This window comes from Actinoplanes sp. HUAS TT8, assembly GCF_051380535.1.
Classification (GTDB): domain Bacteria; phylum Actinomycetota; class Actinomycetes; order Mycobacteriales; family Micromonosporaceae; genus Actinoplanes.
Map to the genome: position 1 here is coordinate 2,417,251 of NZ_CP195646.1, position 20,088 is coordinate 2,437,338.

Genomic DNA, 20,088 nt, shown 5'->3' on the forward strand with positions numbered 1-20,088 from the left:
CCATTCTTTTTTCGCTGCTATGAAGCTGAGCGCGGTCGCGATCCCAACAAGTACTACCGCGGTCACTAGTGCCTCGTCATGCGGCCTTGAACGGGTAATCCGGGTGGCGGATCTTGGACTCGGTCGCGTATCCGGTTTTCGGACGGGCTCGCTGGTTGTGCCAGCGGATGTAGTCACCGATCGCCGTGTCCTGCTCGGCGTGGGTGCGGTGGTCGGTGCCGTTGAGGGCGAAGTAGCGCAGGGCGGCGAACTCGGCCTCGATCCAGTTCAGCCACGAGCTGTAGGTCGGCAGGAAGACAAGGTCGATGTCGTTGGCCTGGCACCAGGCCCGGACGGTCGGATGCTTGTGCGGGGAGAAGTTGTCCAGGATCAGGTGCAGCGTCTGTCCTGGCCAGCGGCGTCGCAGGCTCTTGAGGAAGGCGAGGAACTCGCCCGAGCGTTTCCGGTCCCTGATCCGGTAGTGGATCTTCCCGGTGGCCAGGTCGAGGCTGGCGATCATGTGCCGGACCCCGTGGTCACGGTGGTAAGTCGCCCGTAGCCGGACCGGCTTGCCCGGTGGTTTCCAGGCTTTGCCCGGCCGGGGCTGCAGGTTCAGCGGCCCGAACTCATCGACGCAGACGACCCGCCCGCCGGCCGGTGGATGGTCGTAGAGGTCGAGGACCCGGCGCATCTTGGCGGTGAAGTCCGGGTCGTTGCTGGCCTTCCACGTCTTCGACTGCTGCCAGGTCACGCCGCGTTCGTGCAGGATCCGCCGGACCGTCTCGATACTGATCGTGGCGACCCGGCCGCTCTCGATCAGGTAGTCACGCAGCTTCGACAGCGACCAGCAGGAGAACGGCTGGCCCAGGAATCGGGGGTCACATCGGGCGATCACGCAGATCCAGTCGCGGACCGGCTCACTGATCTTGTTCGGTGTGCCCCCTCTCCATTTTGGGTCCAGCGCGTCGAACCCCCGCTCGTTGAACGCGTGGATCACGTCGCGGACGTAGTCCTCGGTGGCCTTGAGCAGGTACGCGATGTCCGGCGCCGGCTGGCCCTGGCCGGACATCAGCACGACGATCGCCCGGCGCAGCTTGACCGGGTTTTTCGCAGTCCGCGTGATCTTCTGCAGCCGTTGACCTTCGGCCATCGACAGTGCCCGCACGAACACTTCCGGGCGTCGTCCCACCCGGCATCACCTCCCACACCACAACGCGAGAGGAACAGCCTGCCCGAAACGGCCTCAGAACCGACGGATTACACGGCCAACGTTCAAAGACGAGGCACTAGCTTCTTCACTCTCGGATCCTCACGGTATCGAACCGGCAGCGCACCGCCGAGGGTGCTGAGACGGGCCACCCGGACGCCAAGCTAATACTTGGCGAAGTCGGGATAGGAGAGTATCGATCAATATTACTTCGCAAAACATCCGAACGGGTGACATGCCCTCGGCGTCGATCGAGAGTGAGACCTTGATGGTGCCGCGAGGCGCCGGGGGTTCGCCTCAGGCGTGCCGGTGGTCAACTGTGAAGGGATGCCGGACCGCGGGTGCGGGGTCGGTGCGCAGGCGGGCGTGCAGTTCGACGTCGAAGCGCACGCCGTCGTAGGCCAGTTTCGCCCGCTCCAGGCCCTCGACCAGGAAACCGGCTCCCCGCGCGACACCGCACGAGCCAGGGTTGTTGGCGCGATGCCCCAACTCCAGCCGGAACAGGTCCAGCTCGGCGAACGCCCACGCGGCCAGCGCGGCCGTGGCCGACGTGCCGATCCCCTGGCCGCGGACGGCGCGCGTCGTCCAGTAGGAGACCCAGCCGGTCGCGTGCCGCCGGTCCACCGCGCTGACCGCGACGTGGCCGACGACCCGGCCCGTGGACACGACGGCGAACGGGAACGCCTGCTCGGCCGCGCGCCAGTTCGCGATCCAGCGCCCGGCCGCGGCCAGGTCGGTGATCGGTTCGCCGGCCTGGCCGGTCATGTCGTCGGCCGCGAACGCCGACAGCACCGCCGGGGCGTCGTCGTCGGTCCACGGCCGGAGGAGCAGTTGCTGTTCTGTCGGGGGCACGCGCGGATGATCCTATTCGGGCATCCGGGCCGCAAGCGGCTTACGCAGGATGTAGTTGAAGCCGAACTCGGTCTCGCTGGTGCGCACGTCCGCGTATCCGAGCCGCAGGTAGAACTCGTGGGCGGTGATGCTGGCGCCGGTCTCCATGTGGTCGTGGCCGTCGGCCGCGGCCAGCGCCTCGATGTGGTTCATGAGCCGGCGGCCCACCCCGCGGCCGATCATCGCCGGCTCGACGAACATCGTGAACACCTTGTTGCCGTCCCGCGACACCGTGCCGACGACGGTGTCGGCCTCGACGGCGACGACCATCTGCCGTTCCCCGGCCAGCTGCTCGATCCGCTCGGGGGTGAAGTGCGCACACATCCGCGTGATGATCTCGGCCGGGTAGTCGCGGCTGTTGATCTCGCGCAGGCACCGCCCGACGATGCCGCTCACGGCTGCCGCGTCGTCGGTCCGGAAAGAGCGAATGTCCACCATCGTGCCATGGTCCCCGGTCCGGTTGAGGTTCGCGCGCTCGCCGGTAAACAACTTTTCCACTGCCCGGTCGTAGGTTGACGTCGGGTGGAAACGCCAGAGCCGGTAACCGAAGACACGTTCCAGGAGTCAGCAGGACATGCGTAATCTCAGCCCGGGCCCGCACAGCTTCACGGCGTACGGAAATCGGCAGGTCTATCACGTCGCCGGGCGCGGCCCGGTGATGGTCGCGCACTCGGGTGGGCCCGGTGTCGAGTACTCCTACCTGCGGTCGGCACTGCTGGAGGAGCATTTCACCATGGTGTACGTCGAACCGTTGGGGACCGGCGATTCGGGGCCGGTGCCGGACGGCGGGACGTACGTCGACACGTACGCCGCAATGCTTTTCGCCCTGGTTGTTCATCTCGGCGTGGAGCGCGTGAGTCTGCTCGGGCACTCGCACGGCGGGGTCGTCGCGCAGCGTTTCGCCGTGCTGCATCCGGAGCGGGTCGCCGGGCTCGTGCTCTACAGTTCGACGCCGGTGACCGACGCGGTGTTCTGGGCGGCGGCGGCCGAGCAGGCGGCGGCCCATCCGCGAAGGTTTCCGGACGTCCCCGAGGCGGCGGAGGCGGCTGCGGTGATGGCCGGTCCGGCGGTCGATGGCGACAAGAGCGCACGGCTGGCGGCGGTCCTGCCGATCTACTTCGCCGATTTCTGGGGGCGGCGCGCGGAGTTCGAGCCACTGCGCGACGGCATCCGGGCGTGGGATGTGCCGTTCGCGTCGACCGAGGTGGACCTGCGGGCCGACCTGCCGCTGATCACCGCGCGGACGGTGGTGGTGACCGGCCGGCACGATTTCATCTGCGGGCCGGTGTGGGCGCGGATGCTGCACGCGGGGATCGCCGGGTCGCGGCTGGTGATCCTCGAGGACAGTGGCCATTTCGGTCATCTGGAGGAGCCCGAGCGGTTCGTCGAGGCGCTGCTCCCGGAGTTCGCCGACGAGGTCCGGTCGGCGTTCCGGCGCGGCGACAGTGCCGAGGTGTTGCGGCTGGCCGGCGCCGAGGTGCGGCGGGCGCGGGCGGTGGGGGAGCCGGCCGGCGAGGTCGAGGCGCTGTACGCGATGTCGCGGGTCGCGCTGCGCAACGACGATCTCGGGCTGGCCGAGGAGGTGGCGCGGGAGGCCCTCGACGTCGCGGTGCGGTCGGGGGTGCGGGCGTTGGAGGAGCGTCCACGGCACGTCCTGGCCGCGGTGGCCCGGCTCTCCGGTGATCTCGCGCTGGCCCGGGAACGGTATCGGGACAGTATCGCGCTCAACGCCGGCCTCGGTCAGCCCGAGCAGGTGACGTCCGAGTCGTACAACCTGGGTTTTGTCGAGCTGCATCTCGGCCACCTGGATCGGGCCCGGGAGCTGTTCGCCGGGGTCCGTGAGCAGGTGTTCCGCGGCGACATGCGGGCGTTCGTGCCGTACCTCGGCATCGCCGCCGCCGCGACGGCCTCGGCCGAGGGTGATCATCCCCGCGCGGCGCGGATGGCCGGGTTCGCCGACAGCGCGTTCGCGGCGGCCGGGCAGGTGCCGGACCCGGACGATGCGGTCGAGCTGTCCCGGGTCCGGGCCGCCGCGGTCGCCGCGCTGGGCGAGGACCGGTACGCGTTCGACTATGCGGGCGGCGCCGTGCTGGATCCGGTCGCCGCGTTCGGCATCAACGGGGAGGCAGCGCTTCGAGTACCCGGCGCAGTGTGAGCCGGGTCCGGGCCTGCTCCCGCGGCATGTCCAGCTTCTCGAAGAGGCGCAGGGCGGCCCGGAGCAGGCCGGGGGACTCCTCGCCGGCGCCGAGCGACCATCGCGCGCCGGCCAGGCCGCGCAGCACGTGCGCCTCGCCGAGGTCGTCGCCGCTGTCCCGGGCCGCCGGCAACGCAACCCGCATGACGTCCTCCCATTCCTGAAAGTGCCCGCTGACCTGCAGGTACTGCTGCATCGCGACGGCCAGCGGCCACGCCGTGGCCGCGTCTCCGGTCTCGGCGGCGAGCCGCACCGCCTCGGTCAGCGTCTCCCGCTGCCCGTCGAACCAGGTCAGCGCCGCCTCGGAAGTCTCCGGCCGCTCGGGCCGGACCCCGGCCACCGGCGGCGCGGACGTCACCGGCTCCCGGGCCGGGTCCAGGATCACCTGCGCGTTGACGCAGCTGTGCAGGTAGTAACTGAGCAGCCGGCCCACCGCGGCCCGGCGCTCGCCGTCCTCTTCGACACTGCCGAAAAGCTCTTGCGCGTACGTCTTGACCAGCACATGTGACGTGAACCGGCCCCCGCCGTGCTCCTCCACGAGCGCCGCCTCGGCGAGCTCGTCGAGGCCGGCCCGGGTGTGCGCCGGGTCGCCGCCGGCCAGCGCGGCCAGGGCCCCGGCGGTGATCCCGGGGGCGAGGGCCAGCGACAGCAGCCGGAACAGCCGGGCCGTGTCGTCGCCGAGCTGCCGGTACGACCAGGCGAAAGCGGTACGCGGGTCGCCACGCCGTCGCCGGCCGCGAGCACCTGCAACCGGCGGGCTCCGTCCCGCAGGTCGGCCGCGACCGCCTCCAGCGACAGGGCCGGCCGGGCGGTCAGACGCGCGGCCAGGATGGCCAGGGCCAGCGGCAGCCGCCCGCACGACTCGATGATCTCGTCGACCACCGCGGTGTCCGCCGTCCGGCCGGTCAGTCGCCGTTCGAGCAGCTGTTCGGCCGTGGACCGGTCGGGCAGGTCGAGGCGCAGCAGGTGCGCGCCGTCGAACGCGGCCAGCCCGAGCAGCGGACGACGGCTGGTCAGCAGCACCAGGCTCTCCGGCGAACTGGGCAGCAGCGGCCGGACCTGCGCGGGATCGCGCACGTTGTCCAGGAACACCACGATCCGGCGCCCGGCGGTACGGCTGCGGTAGGCGCCCACCCGCGCGTCGAACGTGTCCGGGACCTGAGCGGCCGGCACCCCGAGGCCGTACAGCAGCGAGCGCAGCGCGTCCCCGGCCCGGACGTCGTCGTCGCCCCGATCGGCCTGCAGGTCCAGGTAGAGCTGACCGTCCGGGAACCGGTCGGCGTAGCGGTGCGCGAAGTGCGTGGCCAGGGTGGACTTGCCGACCCCGCCCATGCCGTCGAGCGCCACGATCAGCGGGGCCGACCGATCGGCCATCCCCTCGACCAGGTCACCGAGGGCGGCCAGCTCGGGCGCGCGCCCGACGAAGACCGGGAGATCCGGGGGCAGCTGCGCCGGCGTCAGCGGCGGCCGGGCGTCCACCGCCGGCCGCGGCACGTCCTGGGTCAGCACCCGCCGGTGGGCGTCGGCCAGACTCTGCCCCGGGTCGATGCCCAGGTCGTCGGCGAGCCGCGCGCGGATCGTCCGGTACACGGCCAGGGCCTCGGCCTGCTGCCCGGCCATGGCCAGCGCGGTGATCAGCCCGGCGTGGACCGGCTCGTGCAGCGGATTCATCTCGGCGGCCAGCCGCAGCGGGGCCAGCACCGGCGCCGGGCGGCGCAACCGGACCGCGAGATCCGAGGCGGCCACCACCGCGTCGTAGAACTCGCTGTCCACGGCCGCGAACGTGGCCGACGCCCCGACACTGTCGGCCAGGGCGTCACCGGAGAGCCCGTGACACAGCGGCAACGCCTCGGCGTAGTGCTTCAGCGCCTGCTCCGGCTGCTCGGCGGCGCGGGCAGCCGCCACCCCGGCGCGGAACTCGGCCAGGTCGAGGACGTCCGGGCCGGCCGTGAGACGGTAGCCGCTGGTGCCGCTGTGCAGGTAGGCGCCGGGAACACGTACGGGAAGATCGGGTTCCAGAAGGCGACGCAGGGTGCCGACGTATTTGTGGACGACGTTGACCGCGCTCGGCGGCGCGCCCGGCCCCCAGACCAGCGCGATCAGATCGGACATGCCGACCGGGGCGCCGTCGCGGGCCAGCAGCAGTGCCAGCAGGGCCCGCTGCTGACGCGGCCCGGCATCCACCTCGGCACCGTCCCGCCAGACCCGCAACGGTCCCATGACCTGCAGACGCAGGGGGACGGCGCTCACCAGTCGAGCACCTCGCCGGCCGCGACCGACGGCCCGGGACCGTGCCGCGGGCCGCCGCCGTGGGCGACCCGGCGCGTGAACTCCATCAGCACCGAGGCGAACCGTTCCGCCTCCTCCACGTGCGCGAACCGCCCACTGTTCTCGAACAGGGCGACCCCGGCCGACGGCATGGCCGCCCGCAACGCCGCCGCCGACGACGGCCCGAACACGAAATCGTGCGCCCCGGCCAGGATCATCGTCGGCACGGAGATCGACGGGATCCGCTCGCGCAGGTCGAACGCGGCGAAGTCGGCGGCCGGCCGCGGCCAGCACCGCACCGCGTCCACCAGCGGCGCGAACTCGGGTCGCCGGCGCTCGTAGTGGGCGAAGTGCGACGGCAGAACCTCCCGCAGCCGCCGGCTCGCCGCCTCCACGTCGCCCGCGTCCCCGTCGGTGTCGCGGTGCAGGTTCCACCGGGCCTGGGCCAGCATCGGCGCGTCGGCGACGGCCCCGGTCGCGTACAGGATCAGCCCGGCCAGCGCGCGCGGCCGGGTCAGGGCGTAACTCTGCGCGACGAAACCGCCGTGCCCGTGACCGAGCACGAACACCGGCTCGTCGGCGAACGCCGCCACCACGGCGTCGAGATGCTTCACGTACGTGTCCAGGTCATACCGGGCGTCCGCGGGCAGCGAACCGGAGTCGCCGGTGCCGGCCGGCTCGACGTAGATCATGGTGTGGTCGCGCTCGGCCAGCGGCATCCGAAGATACTCCCAGTGCATGCCCGGGCCGGCCGGGTGGGCGACACAGCGGGGGCCCCGCCCCCGCACGTGACAGACCAGGGGCAGGTCGCCGATGCGGACCTCCGAACCCACGTACATCTCTCATCGGCTCCTTCGGCTGACCGCGGGAACCGATCGTCGCAGAGCGCAGTTGACGAATCGTTGATTCACCGCGATCCGGTCGATCTCCACTCCGGCCCGGGATCCCCATGATGAGCTGGGTCGACCCGCTCAGGTAGCGAGAAGTCGGGACGGAGTTCGTCCGGACCGATCGGCGCCGGGTCGAGCTCGAGGTCGTCTCCGTCGAGGCGTCCGACTCGTCGGACATCACCCGGATCGCTGTCGTCGTGCGCTGCCTCGCCTGATCGGGGCGCTTCTGATCAGGGGACGAAGACGAGGCGGTCGGTGGATTCGGTGGTCCAGTGCCGGCCGATGTCGGCCAGGGGGACGGCGCGGGACTGCACCTGAAGGGTGCCGGCGGCCAGCGCGGCGGCGAGTTCCGGGAGTTCGGCCAGGAAGTCGCGGGAGGTGACCGAGCCGATGCCGCTGCCGATGATCTGCAGGCGGGCCGCGCGCAGGGCGACCGACGGGACCGGGGCGTGTTCGCCGGCGATCGATCCGATCTTGATCCAGGTCAGCGGGGCGGTGCGGTCGGCGCGGGCGGTGAGCAGGGGGAGCATCGTCTGGGCGGACGGGGCACCCCACACGAGGTCGATGACGACGTCGGTGTCGGCGGCCCGGTCGATCTTGTCGAAGGTGATCGTCTCGTCGGCGCCGAGGGCGGCCAGGCCGGCCAGCCGCGCGGTGTCGCGGCCGGCGGCGATGACCTGGGCGGCGCCGAACAGTTTGGCGATCTGGATCGCCATCCGGCCCGCGCTGCCGGTGGCGCCGAGGATCAGCACGCGCTGCCCGGGCCGGAAGTCGATGCGGCGGCGCAGGGCGACCCAGGAGGACATCGCCGGGTTCATGGCGGCGGCGATCGTCACCGGGTCGGCGCCCGCGGGCAGCGGGATGCTGCGGCGCACGTCGATCACCGTGCGGTCGGCGAAGGTGCCGAGGTTCGTGTCGTCGAGGGCGGCGTAGCGCAGGGTGCCTTGCGGGTCGCGGACCACGGCGTCGGCGCCGGGGACGATCGGGAACCGGCCGGTGCTGCTGTAGTGCGTGCCGTCGGCCTTGGCCCGGGTCAGGTGGTGCAGGCCGGCGGCGAGAACGTCGACGACGATCTCGTGGTCGCCGGTGGCGAGCGGCTCGGGGTGTTCGCGGTAGACCGGCGGGGAGTCGAACGAGGTGATGACGGCGGCGCGCATGGAGAACCTCCGAAAAATGGGTGGGGTTACCAACTAATACGAGAATGGTTGGTAATCCCATCCATGTCAAGTAGGGTGACGGCATGACGTCCGACGCCGTGGTGGATGCGCTGGTCCGCAGCAGCTTTCAGGTGATGGGGGTGCTGACCCGGGTCGGCGCCGGGAACGATCTGTCCCTGACACAGCTGCGCGTGCTCGGCATCCTGCGCGATCGCCGCGCCCGGGTCACCGATCTGGCGCTCTTCCTGGGCGTGGACAAGTCGTCGATGTCCGGGCTGATCGACCGGGCGGAACGCCGCGGGCTGATCGGGCGCGACAAGAGCCCCGAGGACCGCCGGGCCACCGATGTGTTCCTGACCCCGGCCGGGCTGGAGCTGACCGGGCGCATCTACGCCGAGGTGCGGGCCGCCCTGGAGCCGTCGACCCGGGGCCTCGACGCGGAACAGCAGCAGACCCTGGCCGGCCTGCTCGAACCCATCCTGATCAGCTCGGCCGGCCCGGGGCCGCTCAAACCGGGCGGTGACTGAGCCGGGCCCGCACCGTCAGCACGGCGTCGGCGAACGCGTCGGGCGCCTCCTGCGGAAGGTTGTGACCGGCATCGATCAGGCGGTGCTCGTGCCCGGCGGCGAACATCGGAGCGTGATCGGCCGTGCCGCCCGGCTTCAGCACGTCGGAGGCGCCGTCCAGGGTTACCGCGGGCACGATGATCCGCGGCCGCCCGGCCAGGCGGGCCTCCAGGTCGTCGTAGGCCGGATCGCCCGCGACCTGACCGAGCGCGTGCCGGTAGGCGTGGATCACGACGTCGACGAAGTCGGGGTTGTCGAACGACGGCGCGGTCCGCGCGAACGTCGCCTCGTCGAAATCCCAGCCGGGCGACCACTGCCGCCACAACATCCGGCACAGCTCACGGCGGTGCGCGGCCAGGCTCTCGCGGCCCCGCTCGGTCTGGAACAGATGCTGGTACCACACGACGTGCTCGACGGCCGGGGTGAACGCGTGCCGCTGCCGCTCGATGTCGATGACGTCGTAGCCGGCCAGCGACACCAGCCCGGCCACCCGCTGCGGCCACAGCGCGGCCGCGACACAGGAGGCCAGACCGCCCCAGTCGTAGCCGGCCACGATCGGCCGGTCGAGCCCCAGCGCGTCGATCAGCGCGACCAGATCAGACCCGAGAGCGGCCTGCTGCCCGCTGCGAACCGTGCCGGCGTCGCGGAAACAAGAAGGTCCGAAGCCGCGGAGGTACGGGCGGATCACCCGGCCGCCGTGCGCGGTCAGAACCGGGACGACCCGGTCGTAGGCGTGAACGTCGTACGGAAAGCCGTGCGACAGGACGACCGGCCAGCCGTCGACCGGGCCGTCCTCCAGGTAGGCGACCGACAACACGCCGGCATCCACGTGCTTCGTCATCCGCGGGACCTTTTCTGACGCCGTACCGAAAAATGTTGATCTATAGTTGCCCGGACATGAGCCTCAGCATTCACATTGTCACCGATCTTCCGGACGACGAGTTCGCTCTGGAGGAGACGCCCTACGGAATTTTCGACGGGGTCGGGGCCGAGCGGGTGTGGACCGCGCCGGTGATCGGCGAACTGGGGGCGACGTTCCTGCCGCGGGTCGCGGGCGGTTTCCTCCGGATTCGGGCCGACGAGACCGAGGCCTTCCTGCGGGAATGCGCCACGCTGCTGCTCCGCGCGCCGGAGATCGCCGCGGCGACGCTCGACGGCAAGACGCTGGACGAGAACCAGAACTACATCGAGCGCAACCTCAGCACGATGATCTACATGACCTACCACGCCCGGAGCCGGGAGTCCGGCCTCCTGATCTGGTAACCGCGCCGCTCAGTAGTGCACGTAGTGATCGACGTCCGGATGATCCTCGTCGTCCACGACCTCCTCGTGCTCCTCCGGGTCGTCGTCCGGGTGATCCTCGTCGTCATCGTCGCCGGTCTCGTGGTCGCGGTTGGCCTCGCCGGCGGGAATCGACGGCGGCGGGGCCGTGGTCGCACCGGTGTCGTCGTCGGCGAGCAGATCCCACAGCCCGTCGGCGATGATCGCGGCCGACTCGACCGCCACCACACCGACGAAGATCCCCCCGATCAGCCGGGTGGTGTGCGCCGAGGCGTACGGGTCCACGGCCGGCCCCTTCGGCGCGAGAGTGATCCACGCCGTGCCGGTGTACTCCTTGAGGGCCACGTTGAACGGGTGGAACTCCGAGGACGGCAGGCCCGGATAGTCCTGCTCCACCACGTCCCGGAACAGGTCGTCGGCCACGATGAACGCGAGGTCGCTGGTCGCCTTCGCCCGAGCCAGGCCGTCCTTGAGCTCCGGCACGTCGACCAGACGGCACGCCTCCACCACCGCCTGCCCCACATAGCCGAGGTCCCCGGTGTGAACCACGCCCTGGGTCAGGGCGGCCCGCAGCCGCAGCGTGCCCCACTGCTCGGGGTTCCGGTTCGCCTCGTGAAGGGCGTTGCGCAGCCCGAGCACGAGCGCCGCGACGACCCGGGCCTCGTCCACCCCGACCGGCAGCAGGAGCATCACGCCGTCGCCCTTGTCCTGCCGGACCATGTGGGACAGCTTGATCCGGGCCCGGCGGCACACCGACCGGACGATCGTCAGGATCCGGTTCTGCGCGTCGAGCTGAGCCATGTTCTTGTGCCGGCTGTAACCCTCCATGTCGATCACCAGGCAGAGCCGGCGGATCGCGGGGGTGGGTCTGCGCATCATTGCCTCCCGGTCGGGTCGGTGGTGCCCCGGCCGAACTCGGCCAACCCCCGCGGGTCGGTCACCACGGTCCGCCGGTAGGTGCGGGTGATCAGGCCCAGCCGTTTGAGTTCGGCCAGGGCGCGCTGGACCGAGGCGAGCGAGATGCCGATCATCGCGGCCAGGTCGCCCTCGCTGAGCGGCACGTCGACGACCCGCCCGGCCGGATCCGGCCGGCCGTGCCGTTCGGCCAGCTGATGCAGGACCCGGGCCACCCCGGTCTGGGCCGAGGCGCCGCTCAGATCGATCCGCAACCGGGTCGCCTCCCGCAGTTTGGCGGCGACCGACTGCCGTACGGCGACGGCCGCGGCCGGGTACGAGTCCAGGTACGTGTCGAAGGCGGCCCGGTCGACCGACCGGACCGTGACGGCGGTGCAGGCGGTCACCGTCGCCGACCGCCGGCCGCCGTCCATCACGGCCAGCTCACCGATCAGGTCACCCGGCACCCGGATGGCCAGCACCGTGGTGCGCCCGTCGTAGGTGTCCCCGGAGACCTTCACCAGCCCGTCGAGCAGGACGTGGACGGAGTCGCCGTCATCGCCCTCGCGGATCAGGGTCTCGTCGCGGCCGAGCGCGCGCCGGGTACCGAGGGTGAGCAGGCCGGCCCGGTCGGCCGGGGTCAACATCGCCAGCAGGCTGCCGGCCGGCCAGTGCGGTCGCGCCGCCGTCGTCCGCTGTGTGCTCATCGGATGCCCACCCCACCACTGCCGCGGTCGGCACCGGGCGTGGACGACGGTAGGGGCCGGGATCTCCCGGCGGAACAGACGATCGGACGGCATCCGGCTCCTCAAGGGACGGTTCACGATCCCGGCCGGTCGACGGTAGGACGGATCGACGGCTGAAACCCCCTCAGACGATGGGATTCGCCGGCGGCGACACGTCCATCGTCTACACCAGACCGTCCGGTGTGCCGGCGGCCCGTGATCACGGAGGATCGCGGCACACCGACGGATGGGCCGGGAGGGGACGCTGGTGGAGTGGACGCTCGCCGTGGACGTGGGCGACACGTCGTGCGGTGCCGCCGGCGACCCGGGCGGTGCGCCGTGGGAGATGCGGTGGCCGGTGCCGCCCGGCACGATGCCACTGCGTGAGCTGGGCCTGCGCCTGCCCGGGGGACGGGACGCGGTCGCGGCCGAACTTCGGACCGCCCGGGGCGATCGGACCCGGCCGCACCGGCTGGTGCTGGTCCACCCGGCCGCCTGGGCCGGTGGCGACCTGGACGAACTGCGTGAGGCGGCCCGGCGGGCCGGCCTGCCGGCACCGGAGTTCACTCCCACCCCGGTCGCCGCCGCGGGCACCCTGGCCGCGGGTGAGCGGGTCATGGTCTACGACTTCGGCGGGCACGGCGCCGACCTGGCCGTCGTCGCCTCGGCCGGTGGCCGGCCGCAGGTGGTCGCCGCGGCCGAGGAGCCCGAGCCGTTCGGCGGCATCGACCTCGACGACATCATCCTGCGGCTGGTCACCGGGCACGCCGCCGACCGGGATCCGGGCATGTGGGCGGTCGCGCGGGACGCGCTCGACGAGGACGCCGGCGATCGGCTGAAGCTGCTCGGGTCGGTCACCGCCGCCCGCGAGACCCTGTCGGCCGAGCGGGCGGCCACGGTCACCGTGCCCGGGCTGGCGGAACCGGTGATGGTCACCCGGGGCGAGTTCGAGGAACTGGCCGAGCCGGAGCTGGCCGGCGTGCTCGACCGGCTCGACCGGATCCTCGGCGACGCCGGGCCGGCCCGGGCCGGGTCGAGTGCGGCCGTCCTGACCGGCGGGGTCGCCCGGACGCCGCTGCTGGCCGACCTGGTCGCGGCCCGCTTCGGCGGCCCGGTCCGGGTCGGCGCCGCCCCCGAACTCACCGCCGTGCGTGGTGCCGCCGCCGGGCGCCCGGGTCGGCGGGCCGGGGCGCGGACGGTCACCGACGACCTCGACGACTACTTCGGCGGCGGTGGGCGACGGTGAACATCGTCATGCTGGGTCGTAGCAGCGCGGGCAAGACCACGTACGTCTCGCTGATGTACGACCTGATGAGCCGCGGCGTCGCCGGATTCCGGGTCAGCGCCGATCCGGGCACCGACCGGCGGCTGCGGTCGGCGGCCGAGGGCATCCGGCAGGGGCGGTATCCGTTCGCCTCCGGGACGCACACGTCCTACGACCTGATGCTGCGCTTCGGCGGCGTGAACATCTTCCCGTTCACCTGGCGCGACTATCGCGGCGCGTCGCTGTCCGAGCTGACCGGGCAGAGCGAGGACGCCCGCCGGCTGCACGACGACCTGCGGACCGCGGACGGACTGGTGCTGTTCGCCGACGCGCCCGGCCTGCTGCGCGACGGTCCCGGCTCGAGCGACGCGCGGCTGCTGTCGGGGCTGGCCCGCCGGGCCGTCGCGCTGCGCGGGGAGCGGCTGACCCCGATCGCGATCGTGCTGACCAAGGTGGACCTGGTCGACCGGACCGACCCGGCTGTGCTGGAGCGGCTGCGGGCACCGTTCCGGCCACTCGTCGACGCGGTCGCCCGGACCGTGCACGTGCAGGGGGTGATCGTGCCGGTCGCCTGCGGGCCCCGGCCGATCGGGGTGCGGCTGCCGGTGCTGTGGATGTTGCAGCACGGCATCGTCGAGCGGGCCACGCGCTTCGAACGGCCCGAGACGCTTGTCGAACCCGCGAACCACCTCGGTGACCTGCTCGCCCAGGTCGATCGATTCTGACTGTCGCGGCCCGTACCGGGCCCGGGGAGGGAGACGACGATGACGGTCCCCACGATCACCATCACCATGGTGGGTGGCCAGCACTCCGGCAAGACGGTGTTCCTGCACGCGTTGTACGCGATGCTGTCGGCCGGGGTGGACGAGCTCGCGCTGCTGACCGTCGACCCGGATCAGGACACCCTCATGATGCGCGCCTGGCTGGGGATGAAGGAGCGGGGTATCCGGCTCACCGCCACCGACGGTGAGCAGCGGAAGTACCGCTTCTGGCTGACCGACGGCTTCGACACCATCGCCGATCTCGACATCGTCGACTTCCGCGGCAGCGCGATGATCGCGGCCAGCGGACCGGACGCGCCGGTGTTCCGGGAACGGTTGGTCGGCTCCGACTGCATCGTGATGGTGCTCAACGGTGAGCACCTGCGCGCACACCTCGCCGGATCACCGGGGTCCTACTCCGAGGAGTTGCGGCAGATCGGTACGAACGTCCGCCGGGCGTTGCGGGATCGCCACGACGCCGGGCGGCCCGATCCGTCGCTGATCGTGATGATCACCAAGGCCGACCTGCTCCACGGCCTCGGCGGCGCGACGCTGCGCGAGACGATGACCAGGATCGAGCAGGAACTACCCGACCTGGTCACGGTGATCGGAGTACCCGGGGCCACCGTTCTGGTCTGCCCGGTCACGGTCGGCGACATCGGCGAGCGGGAGGACACCTTCACCGCGGCCGACGTGCGGCCGCGGCACATGGAACGGCCACTGATCTACGCGTTGGTGCGGCTCCTGGAGGCGGAGATTGCCCGCCGGACCGCCGCCCTGCCCCCGGCCCCGATCGTTCCGGTCAGCGCGTCGCCCCCACGGATGACGCTGGTCCGGGCGATGACGTCCCTGCTGTCCGCGCAGCTCAGATGGGCCAGAGCGGCCGCCCCCGCGCTCCCACCCGACCTGGCCCTGACGCGGGAGGCCGAACTGGCCGCGCTGGCCCAGGTCGGAGAGCTGACCACCCGGCTGCGCAGCCGGCTGCGCGGCATGACCGTCTTCGTGGACGGCGAGCGGACGGAGATCGTATGACCGGCGACTGGGCTCCGATTCTGTACGGCCGCACCCGGTACGCCGACATGTGGTGGCGGGTCCTGCCGCCGGGCGAGACCGATCGCGGCACCCTCGCCGGCCTGGTCCTGGCCACGGTCGGCGGCGGCGACGCTCTCGACCTGCGCCCCCGGTTCGTGCTGGCCCGCGGCGACTTCGGGGTGCTGGCCGGCGTGGCCTGCGACGCGGCCGAGGTCAGCGACACGATGGCCACGCAGGCCAGGCGCCCCCTCTACACGTTCGTCGGGTGGCTCGGCCCGGCCGGCGCCCGGGTGCCGGCCTACGCGACGTGGGAACGGCGGTGGCGGGAATGGGCGCGGCCCACCTACGACCGGCTGATGCGCGTCGACTGGGATCTCCCGGAGCACGAGGTCACCGGCCCGCGGACCGCCGAGCCCGAACAGTTCGCCGGGTACGTCGGCGACGAGCCGGGCAGCCCGGACGAGACGTGGCGGCCGGCCGTGCCGGGCGCGATCTGGCTGCTCCCCGAGGCGCAGGCGGCCGGCGCGTGGGACGCTGCGCGGGACGCCCCGGGACCGTTCTGCCTTTGCACGGGCTGGGCCTGGGGACAGGGGACCGCTCCGGGGCGCATCACTCATCTGTGCTCCCAGGACGTACGGGAAACGCGGTTGTCGCGGGCTCGGCCCGCGCCGCTGACGACGGCACCGACGACTCCGGTGGCCTCCGAGGTGGCCCCTGCCGCGGACAAGGCGCCGGACCGGATGTGGTTGTGTCGCCAAGCCGCCGCGATCAAACGGCTCGTATGGCGAAAACCCGCCGCGGCGGAACCGACGCGGGATCGGCCGCCGGCGACGTCGCACTACGACCGGCCGTCCGGGCCGATCGTCCCGCCTACCGGCCCCGGGACCCGCCGCCGCGAGTCCCGCGCCATCGATGACGACCTGGACGACCTGTTCGGCACCGACTGAACCGACGTCGTCCGGCACTGAACCGACTTCGGCCAGCACTGAACCCCGAAGGGGGAGACCCGATGAACGGACAGCATCCACTCGCGGGCATCGTCGCCCAGGTCTGCCTCGACGCGGCCACCGCGGTCGAGGCGCTCGGAGACGCGCCCGCCCTCCGCGAGGCCGCCGAACTGACTCGCTCCGAGGTGCGCAACCTGCGGGCCGGCGCGGCCGTCGCGGTGGTCGCGGGCGAGACCAAACGCGGCAAGAGTTCCGTGATCAACGCGCTGCTGGGCGACCGTGATCTGCTGCCGGTCGAGGCCGACGTCGCGACGGCGACCTACATCGAGGTACGGCACGGCGAGCCGGTGTCGGCCCGCGTGCACCACCTGCCGCCGGCCGCCGTCCGGGAGATCAAGGTGGACGAGGTCGCGATGTACGCGGCGGTCGACCCCGACACCGGCCAGGCCCGGCGCGACGACGTGGACCGGGTCGAGATCCACCATCCGGCGTCGCTGCTCGACGGCCTGTGCCTGATCGACACGCCCGGGGTGGGTGGCCTGGACGCCGGGCACCGCGCGATCACCCTGGCCGGGCTGTCCCGCGCCGACGCCCTGGTCTTCGTGGTCAGCGGCGCCCGCGAGCTGACCAGCTCCGAGCTGGACTTCCTGGCCGCGGCCACCGAGCGGATCACCGGAGTGCTGTTCGTGCTGGCCCAGGCCGACAAGTTCCCGGGCTGGCCAGAGGTCCTGGAACGCAACCGAGCGTTGCTGGCCGGGCACGGTCCCCGCTGGACCGACGCCCCTTGGTACGTCGTGAGCAGCCGCGACGAGCTGGACGCGGCCGACGCGGCCCGGGCCGGCGACACCGCCACGGCCGGGCGACTACACGAGCGGGGCGGCTTCGGCGCCCTCACCGCTGCCCTCACCGACGGGGTCGCCGCGCACGCGCAGGACCTGCGGATCGGCAACGCCCTGCAGGTCGCTGCCGGTGCCCTCGCCGCCGCCCTGACCGCCGGCCGGCGGCGGCTGCGCGCGCTGACCGACGACCCGCTCGTGACGGCCGAGATCCAGCAGCTACGGGCCCAGCTGGCCGCGCTGGAGGAGCAGGACGCGGCCTGGCGCACCGGGCTGCGCCGCCGGTCCAAGAAGCTCAGCGAGGAGTTGACGCTCGGCTTCCGGCGCAGCCTCGGCGAGCTGCGCACCCGGGTCGAGGACCGGATCGCCGGCGCCGACCCGAACGTCGTCGACAACCTGCCGGCCGAGCTCGGGGACGGACTTCACGGCATCTGGCTGGACCTGCGGGACGAGGCCGAGCGGGGATTCGCCGACATCGCCACCGAGATCGCCGGGCACTTCCCGGACCTGGAGACCTCCGGGCGGGTCACCCCGGACATGCCGGACCGGCTGCGGGAACTGCCCGGGGTCACCCGGACCACGCACGACCAGACCGGGCTGATGGCCTTCGTCGAACGGATCGGGCCCGCGTCGCGCGGCGGCGCCCTCGCCTACATGTTCCTCGCCGTGGTGACCGGCGGGACCGGGATCATCCCGCTGATCGGCGGCACCGCGGTCGCCGGCGAGGTGCTGCGCCGCCGCTTCCAGCGGGAGAAACTGACCCGGGCGCGCGGCGACGCCAACCGGTACGTCGGCCGGATCATCACCCAGGCCCAGACCGAGATCCCGGCCCACATCAAGGCGATGGTCGACGACACGGTCGGTGCCCTCACCGGGCGGGTCACCGCCTGGATCGCCGACGAGCGCCAGGTCCTGGCGGCCGACCTGGCCGAGAATCGGCAGACTCACCAGCGCACCGCGGCCGACCTGGCCGCCCGGCGCGAGCGCCTGAGCACCGCCGTCAGCACCGCCGAGGCGCTGTTGGCCCGCACCCGCGAGCTGCGCACCGCCGTCGGCAGCCCGGTCACCGGGATCGCGGAGTCGTGACCGGCGACGGGCCGCTGCCGGCGCTGCGGGTCCTGTGCGAGAACGCCGCGGCCCGGCTCGGCGGCCACCCGGCGGCCGCGGTGGTCACCGCGGTCGCCCGCCGGCTGGCCGAGCCGGCACTGCGCGTCGCGGTCGGCGGGCGGCTCAAGGCCGGCAAGTCGACGATCGTCAACGCGCTGGTCGGGCACACCGTGGCCGCCACCGCGACGACCGAGTGCACGACGCTCGTCGCCCGGTTCCGGCCGGCCGCGGGCAACCGGGTCGTGGTCCACGACCTCGACGGTACGACGACCGTGGTGCCCGGCCGGCCCGGCGGCGGGATGCCGTCCACGGTCGCGGCGCTGGGCGTCGCCCCCGACCGGATCCGGCACGTCGACGTGGAGCTGGCCGACCGGCGGATGCCGACCGGCCGGATCCTGATCGACACGCCGGGGATCGACTCGCTGACCGGCCTCGACGACGTGGCGCTGGCCGCGCTCGCCGACGCCGACGCGCTGCTCTACGTCATGCCGCACCCCGGCGAGGGCGACGTCGAGGCGATCGGCGAGGTCCGCCGGCTGGCCCGCACCGCGCACACGTCGCTGACCGCGGCCACCGTGATCGGCGTCCTGAGCCGGGTCGACGAGCTCGGTGACGGTTCCGACCCGGCCGCCACCGGGGAGCGCATCGCCCGCAACCACCGGCGCCGGCTCGCCGGGCTGATGGCGACCGTCGTGCCGGTCAACGGACTGCTGGCCGAGAGCGCCCTGGCCGGAGTCGTGACCGAGCACGACGCCACGCTCGTCAACCGGCTCCGCGCCGTTTCCCGGCCGCCGCTGCGGGACGCGGCGTCCTTCCTCGACTGGGACTCGGCCGAGCTGACCCGGACCGAACGGCGGCGGCTGCTCGACCGGTTCGCGATCCACGGCGTACGGGAGGTGGTCCGGCTGCCCCGGTCCGGGCCGCTGTCTGCGGCGACCCTGCGGGCCGAACTGCGACGGCTGTCCGGTGCCGACGCGCTGCTGTCCGAGATCGACACCCGGTTCACCGGCTGCGCCGACCGCCTGCGGGCCCGGTCCGCGTTCACCGCGCTGCAGCGGCTGCCCCGGGCCGGCGCCACCGGCCGGCAGAGCGAGGCGCTCGCGACCCTGCGCGCCGGGCTGCGGGACCTGCGGCTGCACCCGGCTCTGCGTCAGGGCCTGCTGCAGGCGGCGCTGGCCGACCTGGCCACGGGACGGCTCGACCTGCCGGCCGCCGACAGTGCCGCGCTGCAGACGCTGGCGACCGCGCCCGACCCGGTGGCCGCGCTCGGCGGGCCGGATCGCCGGCGAGGCGAGATCGACCGCTGGCGCCGGCTCGAGACCGCCCTGTCGGCGACCACCCGCCGTCACGCACGGACAGCGCGCGAATACTGCGAGTACCTCATCTGACGGCGTTCGGCCGGCCGGATCATGGTGTTCTGCTGGTATGACGCTCACCGGCACCACCCCCGCGGACCGCGAGGACCTCGCCTTCTTCGAACTGCAGGTCGCCCTCGGCGCCGTCAACTCGTTCCAGTCGGCGACGCAGCACGCCGACGGCAAGGCCGGCACTCTTGTCGCCGTCTACGCCGGACTCACCGCGTTCGTCGCGTCCCGGGCCGGCGAGGTGCTGCCCGACCTGATCGGAGCGCCGCACGGCTACCCGGGCCTGGCCGTCCTGGCCGTCTTCACCGCGGCGACCGTCGCCACCGGGCTGTCGCTGCTGCAGGCGATCCGCCCCCGGGTCACGCCGCCGCCGGGGGAGAACCGGTTCGCGTTCCCGACCGTCGCCGCCGGGTTCGCCCGCGGCGTGCCGATCCGGCGGGCCGACGCGGCGACGATGACGGCCGAGGCCTGGAGCATGGCCGGGGCCATGGCGGTGATCGCCCTGACCAAGCACAACCACGTCCGCCGGGCCGTCTACGGCATGACGGTCATGCTGGTCGCCAGCATCGCGGCGGTGTGGCTGCTGGCCTGAGCCCGTCACGATCCACACCGGGCGCTCGCCGGCTTCGGCCTCATCGAAAGCGAGCGCCCGCCGTGGAAGTTTGATCGCCTTCTCGGTGGCCTTCCTGCCGCAGTTCGTCGATCCGGGCCTGCGGCTCGCCGTG

The 20,088-nt window shown here is 72.6% G+C and carries 20 protein-coding genes; 10 read left to right on the plus strand and 10 right to left on the minus strand.

The window, feature by feature from the left end; genetic code table 11:
* Positions 1 to 76: 76 nt before the first annotated feature.
* The 3 genes from ACSHV8_RS10570 to ACSHV8_RS10580 all read right to left on the minus strand — a co-directional run bounded on the left by ACSHV8_RS10570 (position 77) and on the right by ACSHV8_RS10580 (position 2,515).
* Positions 77 to 1,168 (minus strand): IS630 family transposase, encoded by a 1,092-nt coding sequence (locus tag ACSHV8_RS10570; protein WP_436525318.1) that lies wholly within the window; start codon positions 1,166 to 1,168, stop codon positions 77 to 79.
* A gap of 315 nt (positions 1,169 to 1,483) precedes the next feature.
* Positions 1,484 to 2,038 carry a GNAT family N-acetyltransferase gene (locus ACSHV8_RS10575; RefSeq protein WP_436531826.1) on the minus strand — a complete coding sequence of 185 codons (555 nt, stop codon included), beginning with the start codon at positions 2,036 to 2,038 and terminating at the stop codon, positions 1,484 to 1,486.
* 12 nt (positions 2,039 to 2,050) lie between these two features.
* The gene (locus tag ACSHV8_RS10580; RefSeq protein WP_436531828.1) at positions 2,051 to 2,515 is read right to left on the minus strand and encodes a GNAT family N-acetyltransferase; all 465 of its coding nucleotides are present in this window, start codon (positions 2,513 to 2,515) and stop codon (positions 2,051 to 2,053) included.
* A gap of 136 nt (positions 2,516 to 2,651) precedes the next feature.
* Between ACSHV8_RS10580 and ACSHV8_RS10585 the strand changes: the two genes are divergently transcribed.
* Positions 2,652 to 4,232, plus strand: a complete 1,581-nt coding sequence (locus ACSHV8_RS10585; RefSeq protein WP_436531830.1) for an alpha/beta fold hydrolase — start codon at positions 2,652 to 2,654, stop codon at positions 4,230 to 4,232.
* Here ACSHV8_RS10585 and ACSHV8_RS10590 read toward each other — a convergent pair.
* The 4 genes from ACSHV8_RS10590 to ACSHV8_RS10605 form a co-directional block, all read right to left on the minus strand.
* Complete coding sequence (locus ACSHV8_RS10590; protein ID WP_436531832.1) at positions 4,192 to 4,704, minus strand: hypothetical protein; 513 nt, start codon at positions 4,702 to 4,704, stop codon at positions 4,192 to 4,194. The two genes, ACSHV8_RS10585 and ACSHV8_RS10590, sit on opposite strands and share 41 nt — an antisense overlap.
* Positions 4,653 to 6,521, minus strand: coding sequence for a BTAD domain-containing putative transcriptional regulator (locus tag ACSHV8_RS10595; protein ID WP_436531834.1), 1,869 nt, complete (start codon positions 6,519 to 6,521; stop codon positions 4,653 to 4,655). The genes ACSHV8_RS10590 and ACSHV8_RS10595 overlap by 52 nt, the downstream gene beginning before the upstream one ends.
* On the minus strand, positions 6,518 to 7,378 hold the full coding sequence (locus ACSHV8_RS10600) for an alpha/beta fold hydrolase (RefSeq protein WP_436531836.1): 861 nt from the start codon (positions 7,376 to 7,378) through the stop codon (positions 6,518 to 6,520). Before ACSHV8_RS10600 ends, ACSHV8_RS10595 begins: the two co-directional genes overlap by 4 nt.
* Positions 7,379 to 7,659: 281 nt before the next feature.
* Positions 7,660 to 8,586: a quinone oxidoreductase family protein gene (locus ACSHV8_RS10605; protein WP_436531838.1), complete on the minus strand. Its 927-nt coding sequence runs from the start codon at positions 8,584 to 8,586 to the stop codon at positions 7,660 to 7,662.
* Positions 8,587 to 8,669: 83 nt separating this feature from the next.
* Here ACSHV8_RS10605 and ACSHV8_RS10610 point away from each other — a divergent pair, with 83 nt between their 5' ends.
* Positions 8,670 to 9,113, plus strand: a complete 444-nt coding sequence (locus tag ACSHV8_RS10610) for a MarR family winged helix-turn-helix transcriptional regulator (RefSeq protein WP_436531839.1) — start codon at positions 8,670 to 8,672, stop codon at positions 9,111 to 9,113.
* Here the strand turns inward: ACSHV8_RS10610 and ACSHV8_RS10615 are convergent.
* Positions 9,094 to 9,993, minus strand: a complete 900-nt coding sequence (locus ACSHV8_RS10615) for an alpha/beta fold hydrolase (RefSeq protein WP_436531841.1) — start codon at positions 9,991 to 9,993, stop codon at positions 9,094 to 9,096. The two genes, ACSHV8_RS10610 and ACSHV8_RS10615, sit on opposite strands and share 20 nt — an antisense overlap.
* Before the next feature lie 56 nt (positions 9,994 to 10,049).
* Between ACSHV8_RS10615 and ACSHV8_RS10620 the strand changes: the two genes are divergently transcribed.
* Positions 10,050 to 10,415 carry a hypothetical protein gene (locus tag ACSHV8_RS10620; RefSeq protein WP_436531843.1) on the plus strand — a complete coding sequence of 122 codons (366 nt, stop codon included), beginning with the start codon at positions 10,050 to 10,052 and terminating at the stop codon, positions 10,413 to 10,415.
* 9 nt (positions 10,416 to 10,424) lie between these two features.
* Here ACSHV8_RS10620 and ACSHV8_RS10625 read toward each other — a convergent pair whose 3' ends face one another.
* Together ACSHV8_RS10625 and ACSHV8_RS10630 are read right to left on the minus strand one after the other, a co-directional pair.
* Entirely contained in the window at positions 10,425 to 11,309 is an 885-nt protein-coding gene (locus tag ACSHV8_RS10625) for a hypothetical protein (RefSeq protein ID WP_436531845.1), read from the minus strand.
* Complete coding sequence (locus tag ACSHV8_RS10630) at positions 11,309 to 12,034, minus strand: Crp/Fnr family transcriptional regulator (RefSeq protein ID WP_436531846.1); 726 nt, start codon at positions 12,032 to 12,034, stop codon at positions 11,309 to 11,311. Before ACSHV8_RS10630 ends, ACSHV8_RS10625 begins: the two co-directional genes overlap by 1 nt.
* 286 nt (positions 12,035 to 12,320) lie before the next feature.
* On the opposite strand from ACSHV8_RS10630, the gene ACSHV8_RS10635 reads away from it, so the two are divergent.
* From ACSHV8_RS10635 to ACSHV8_RS10665, 7 genes are all read left to right on the plus strand, one after another.
* Positions 12,321 to 13,298: an Hsp70 family protein gene (locus tag ACSHV8_RS10635; RefSeq protein WP_436531847.1), complete on the plus strand. Its 978-nt coding sequence runs from the start codon at positions 12,321 to 12,323 to the stop codon at positions 13,296 to 13,298.
* A complete protein-coding gene (locus tag ACSHV8_RS10640; protein ID WP_436531848.1) occupies positions 13,295 to 14,041 on the plus strand; it encodes a TRAFAC clade GTPase domain-containing protein in 747 nt (248 codons plus the stop codon). Before ACSHV8_RS10635 ends, ACSHV8_RS10640 begins: the two co-directional genes overlap by 4 nt.
* 39 nt (positions 14,042 to 14,080) lie before the next feature.
* The gene (locus tag ACSHV8_RS10645) at positions 14,081 to 15,109 is read left to right on the plus strand and encodes a hypothetical protein (protein ID WP_436531849.1); all 1,029 of its coding nucleotides are present in this window, start codon (positions 14,081 to 14,083) and stop codon (positions 15,107 to 15,109) included.
* Entirely contained in the window at positions 15,106 to 16,056 is a 951-nt protein-coding gene (locus ACSHV8_RS10650; protein ID WP_436531850.1) for a hypothetical protein, read from the plus strand. The genes ACSHV8_RS10645 and ACSHV8_RS10650 overlap by 4 nt, the downstream gene beginning before the upstream one ends.
* Before the next feature lie 62 nt (positions 16,057 to 16,118).
* A complete protein-coding gene (locus ACSHV8_RS10655) occupies positions 16,119 to 17,978 on the plus strand; it encodes a dynamin family protein (protein ID WP_436531852.1) in 1,860 nt (619 codons plus the stop codon).
* The gene (locus tag ACSHV8_RS10660) at positions 17,975 to 19,387 is read left to right on the plus strand and encodes a GTPase (protein WP_436531854.1); all 1,413 of its coding nucleotides are present in this window, start codon (positions 17,975 to 17,977) and stop codon (positions 19,385 to 19,387) included. The genes ACSHV8_RS10655 and ACSHV8_RS10660 overlap by 4 nt, the downstream gene beginning before the upstream one ends.
* A gap of 37 nt (positions 19,388 to 19,424) precedes the next feature.
* Positions 19,425 to 19,955 carry a hypothetical protein gene (locus ACSHV8_RS10665; RefSeq protein WP_436531856.1) on the plus strand — a complete coding sequence of 177 codons (531 nt, stop codon included), beginning with the start codon at positions 19,425 to 19,427 and terminating at the stop codon, positions 19,953 to 19,955.
* The last annotated feature ends 133 nt before the right edge of the window (positions 19,956 to 20,088 follow it).

What these genes read in the sequence shown, in the direction of transcription:
- ACSHV8_RS10580 (WP_436531828.1), bottom strand. Translation starts at nt 2,515, where the DNA reads ATGGTGGACATTCGCTCTTTCCGGACCGACGACGCGGCAGCCGTGAGC.
- ACSHV8_RS10585 (WP_436531830.1), top strand. Translation starts at nt 2,652, where the DNA reads ATGCGTAATCTCAGCCCGGGCCCGCACAGCTTCACGGCGTACGGAAAT.
- ACSHV8_RS10600 (WP_436531836.1), bottom strand. Translation starts at nt 7,378, where the DNA reads ATGTACGTGGGTTCGGAGGTCCGCATCGGCGACCTGCCCCTGGTCTGT.
- ACSHV8_RS10605 (WP_436531838.1), bottom strand. Translation starts at nt 8,586, where the DNA reads ATGCGCGCCGCCGTCATCACCTCGTTCGACTCCCCGCCGGTCTACCGC.
- ACSHV8_RS10610 (WP_436531839.1), top strand. Translation starts at nt 8,670, where the DNA reads ATGACGTCCGACGCCGTGGTGGATGCGCTGGTCCGCAGCAGCTTTCAG.
- ACSHV8_RS10615 (WP_436531841.1), bottom strand. Translation starts at nt 9,993, where the DNA reads ATGACGAAGCACGTGGATGCCGGCGTGTTGTCGGTCGCCTACCTGGAG.
- ACSHV8_RS10620 (WP_436531843.1), top strand. Translation starts at nt 10,050, where the DNA reads ATGAGCCTCAGCATTCACATTGTCACCGATCTTCCGGACGACGAGTTC.
- ACSHV8_RS10625 (WP_436531845.1), bottom strand. Translation starts at nt 11,309, where the DNA reads ATGCGCAGACCCACCCCCGCGATCCGCCGGCTCTGCCTGGTGATCGAC.
- ACSHV8_RS10630 (WP_436531846.1), bottom strand. Translation starts at nt 12,034, where the DNA reads ATGAGCACACAGCGGACGACGGCGGCGCGACCGCACTGGCCGGCCGGC.
- ACSHV8_RS10645 (WP_436531849.1), top strand. Translation starts at nt 14,081, where the DNA reads ATGACGGTCCCCACGATCACCATCACCATGGTGGGTGGCCAGCACTCC.
- ACSHV8_RS10650 (WP_436531850.1), top strand. Translation starts at nt 15,106, where the DNA reads ATGACCGGCGACTGGGCTCCGATTCTGTACGGCCGCACCCGGTACGCC.
- ACSHV8_RS10655 (WP_436531852.1), top strand. Translation starts at nt 16,119, where the DNA reads ATGAACGGACAGCATCCACTCGCGGGCATCGTCGCCCAGGTCTGCCTC.
- ACSHV8_RS10665 (WP_436531856.1), top strand. Translation starts at nt 19,425, where the DNA reads ATGACGCTCACCGGCACCACCCCCGCGGACCGCGAGGACCTCGCCTTC.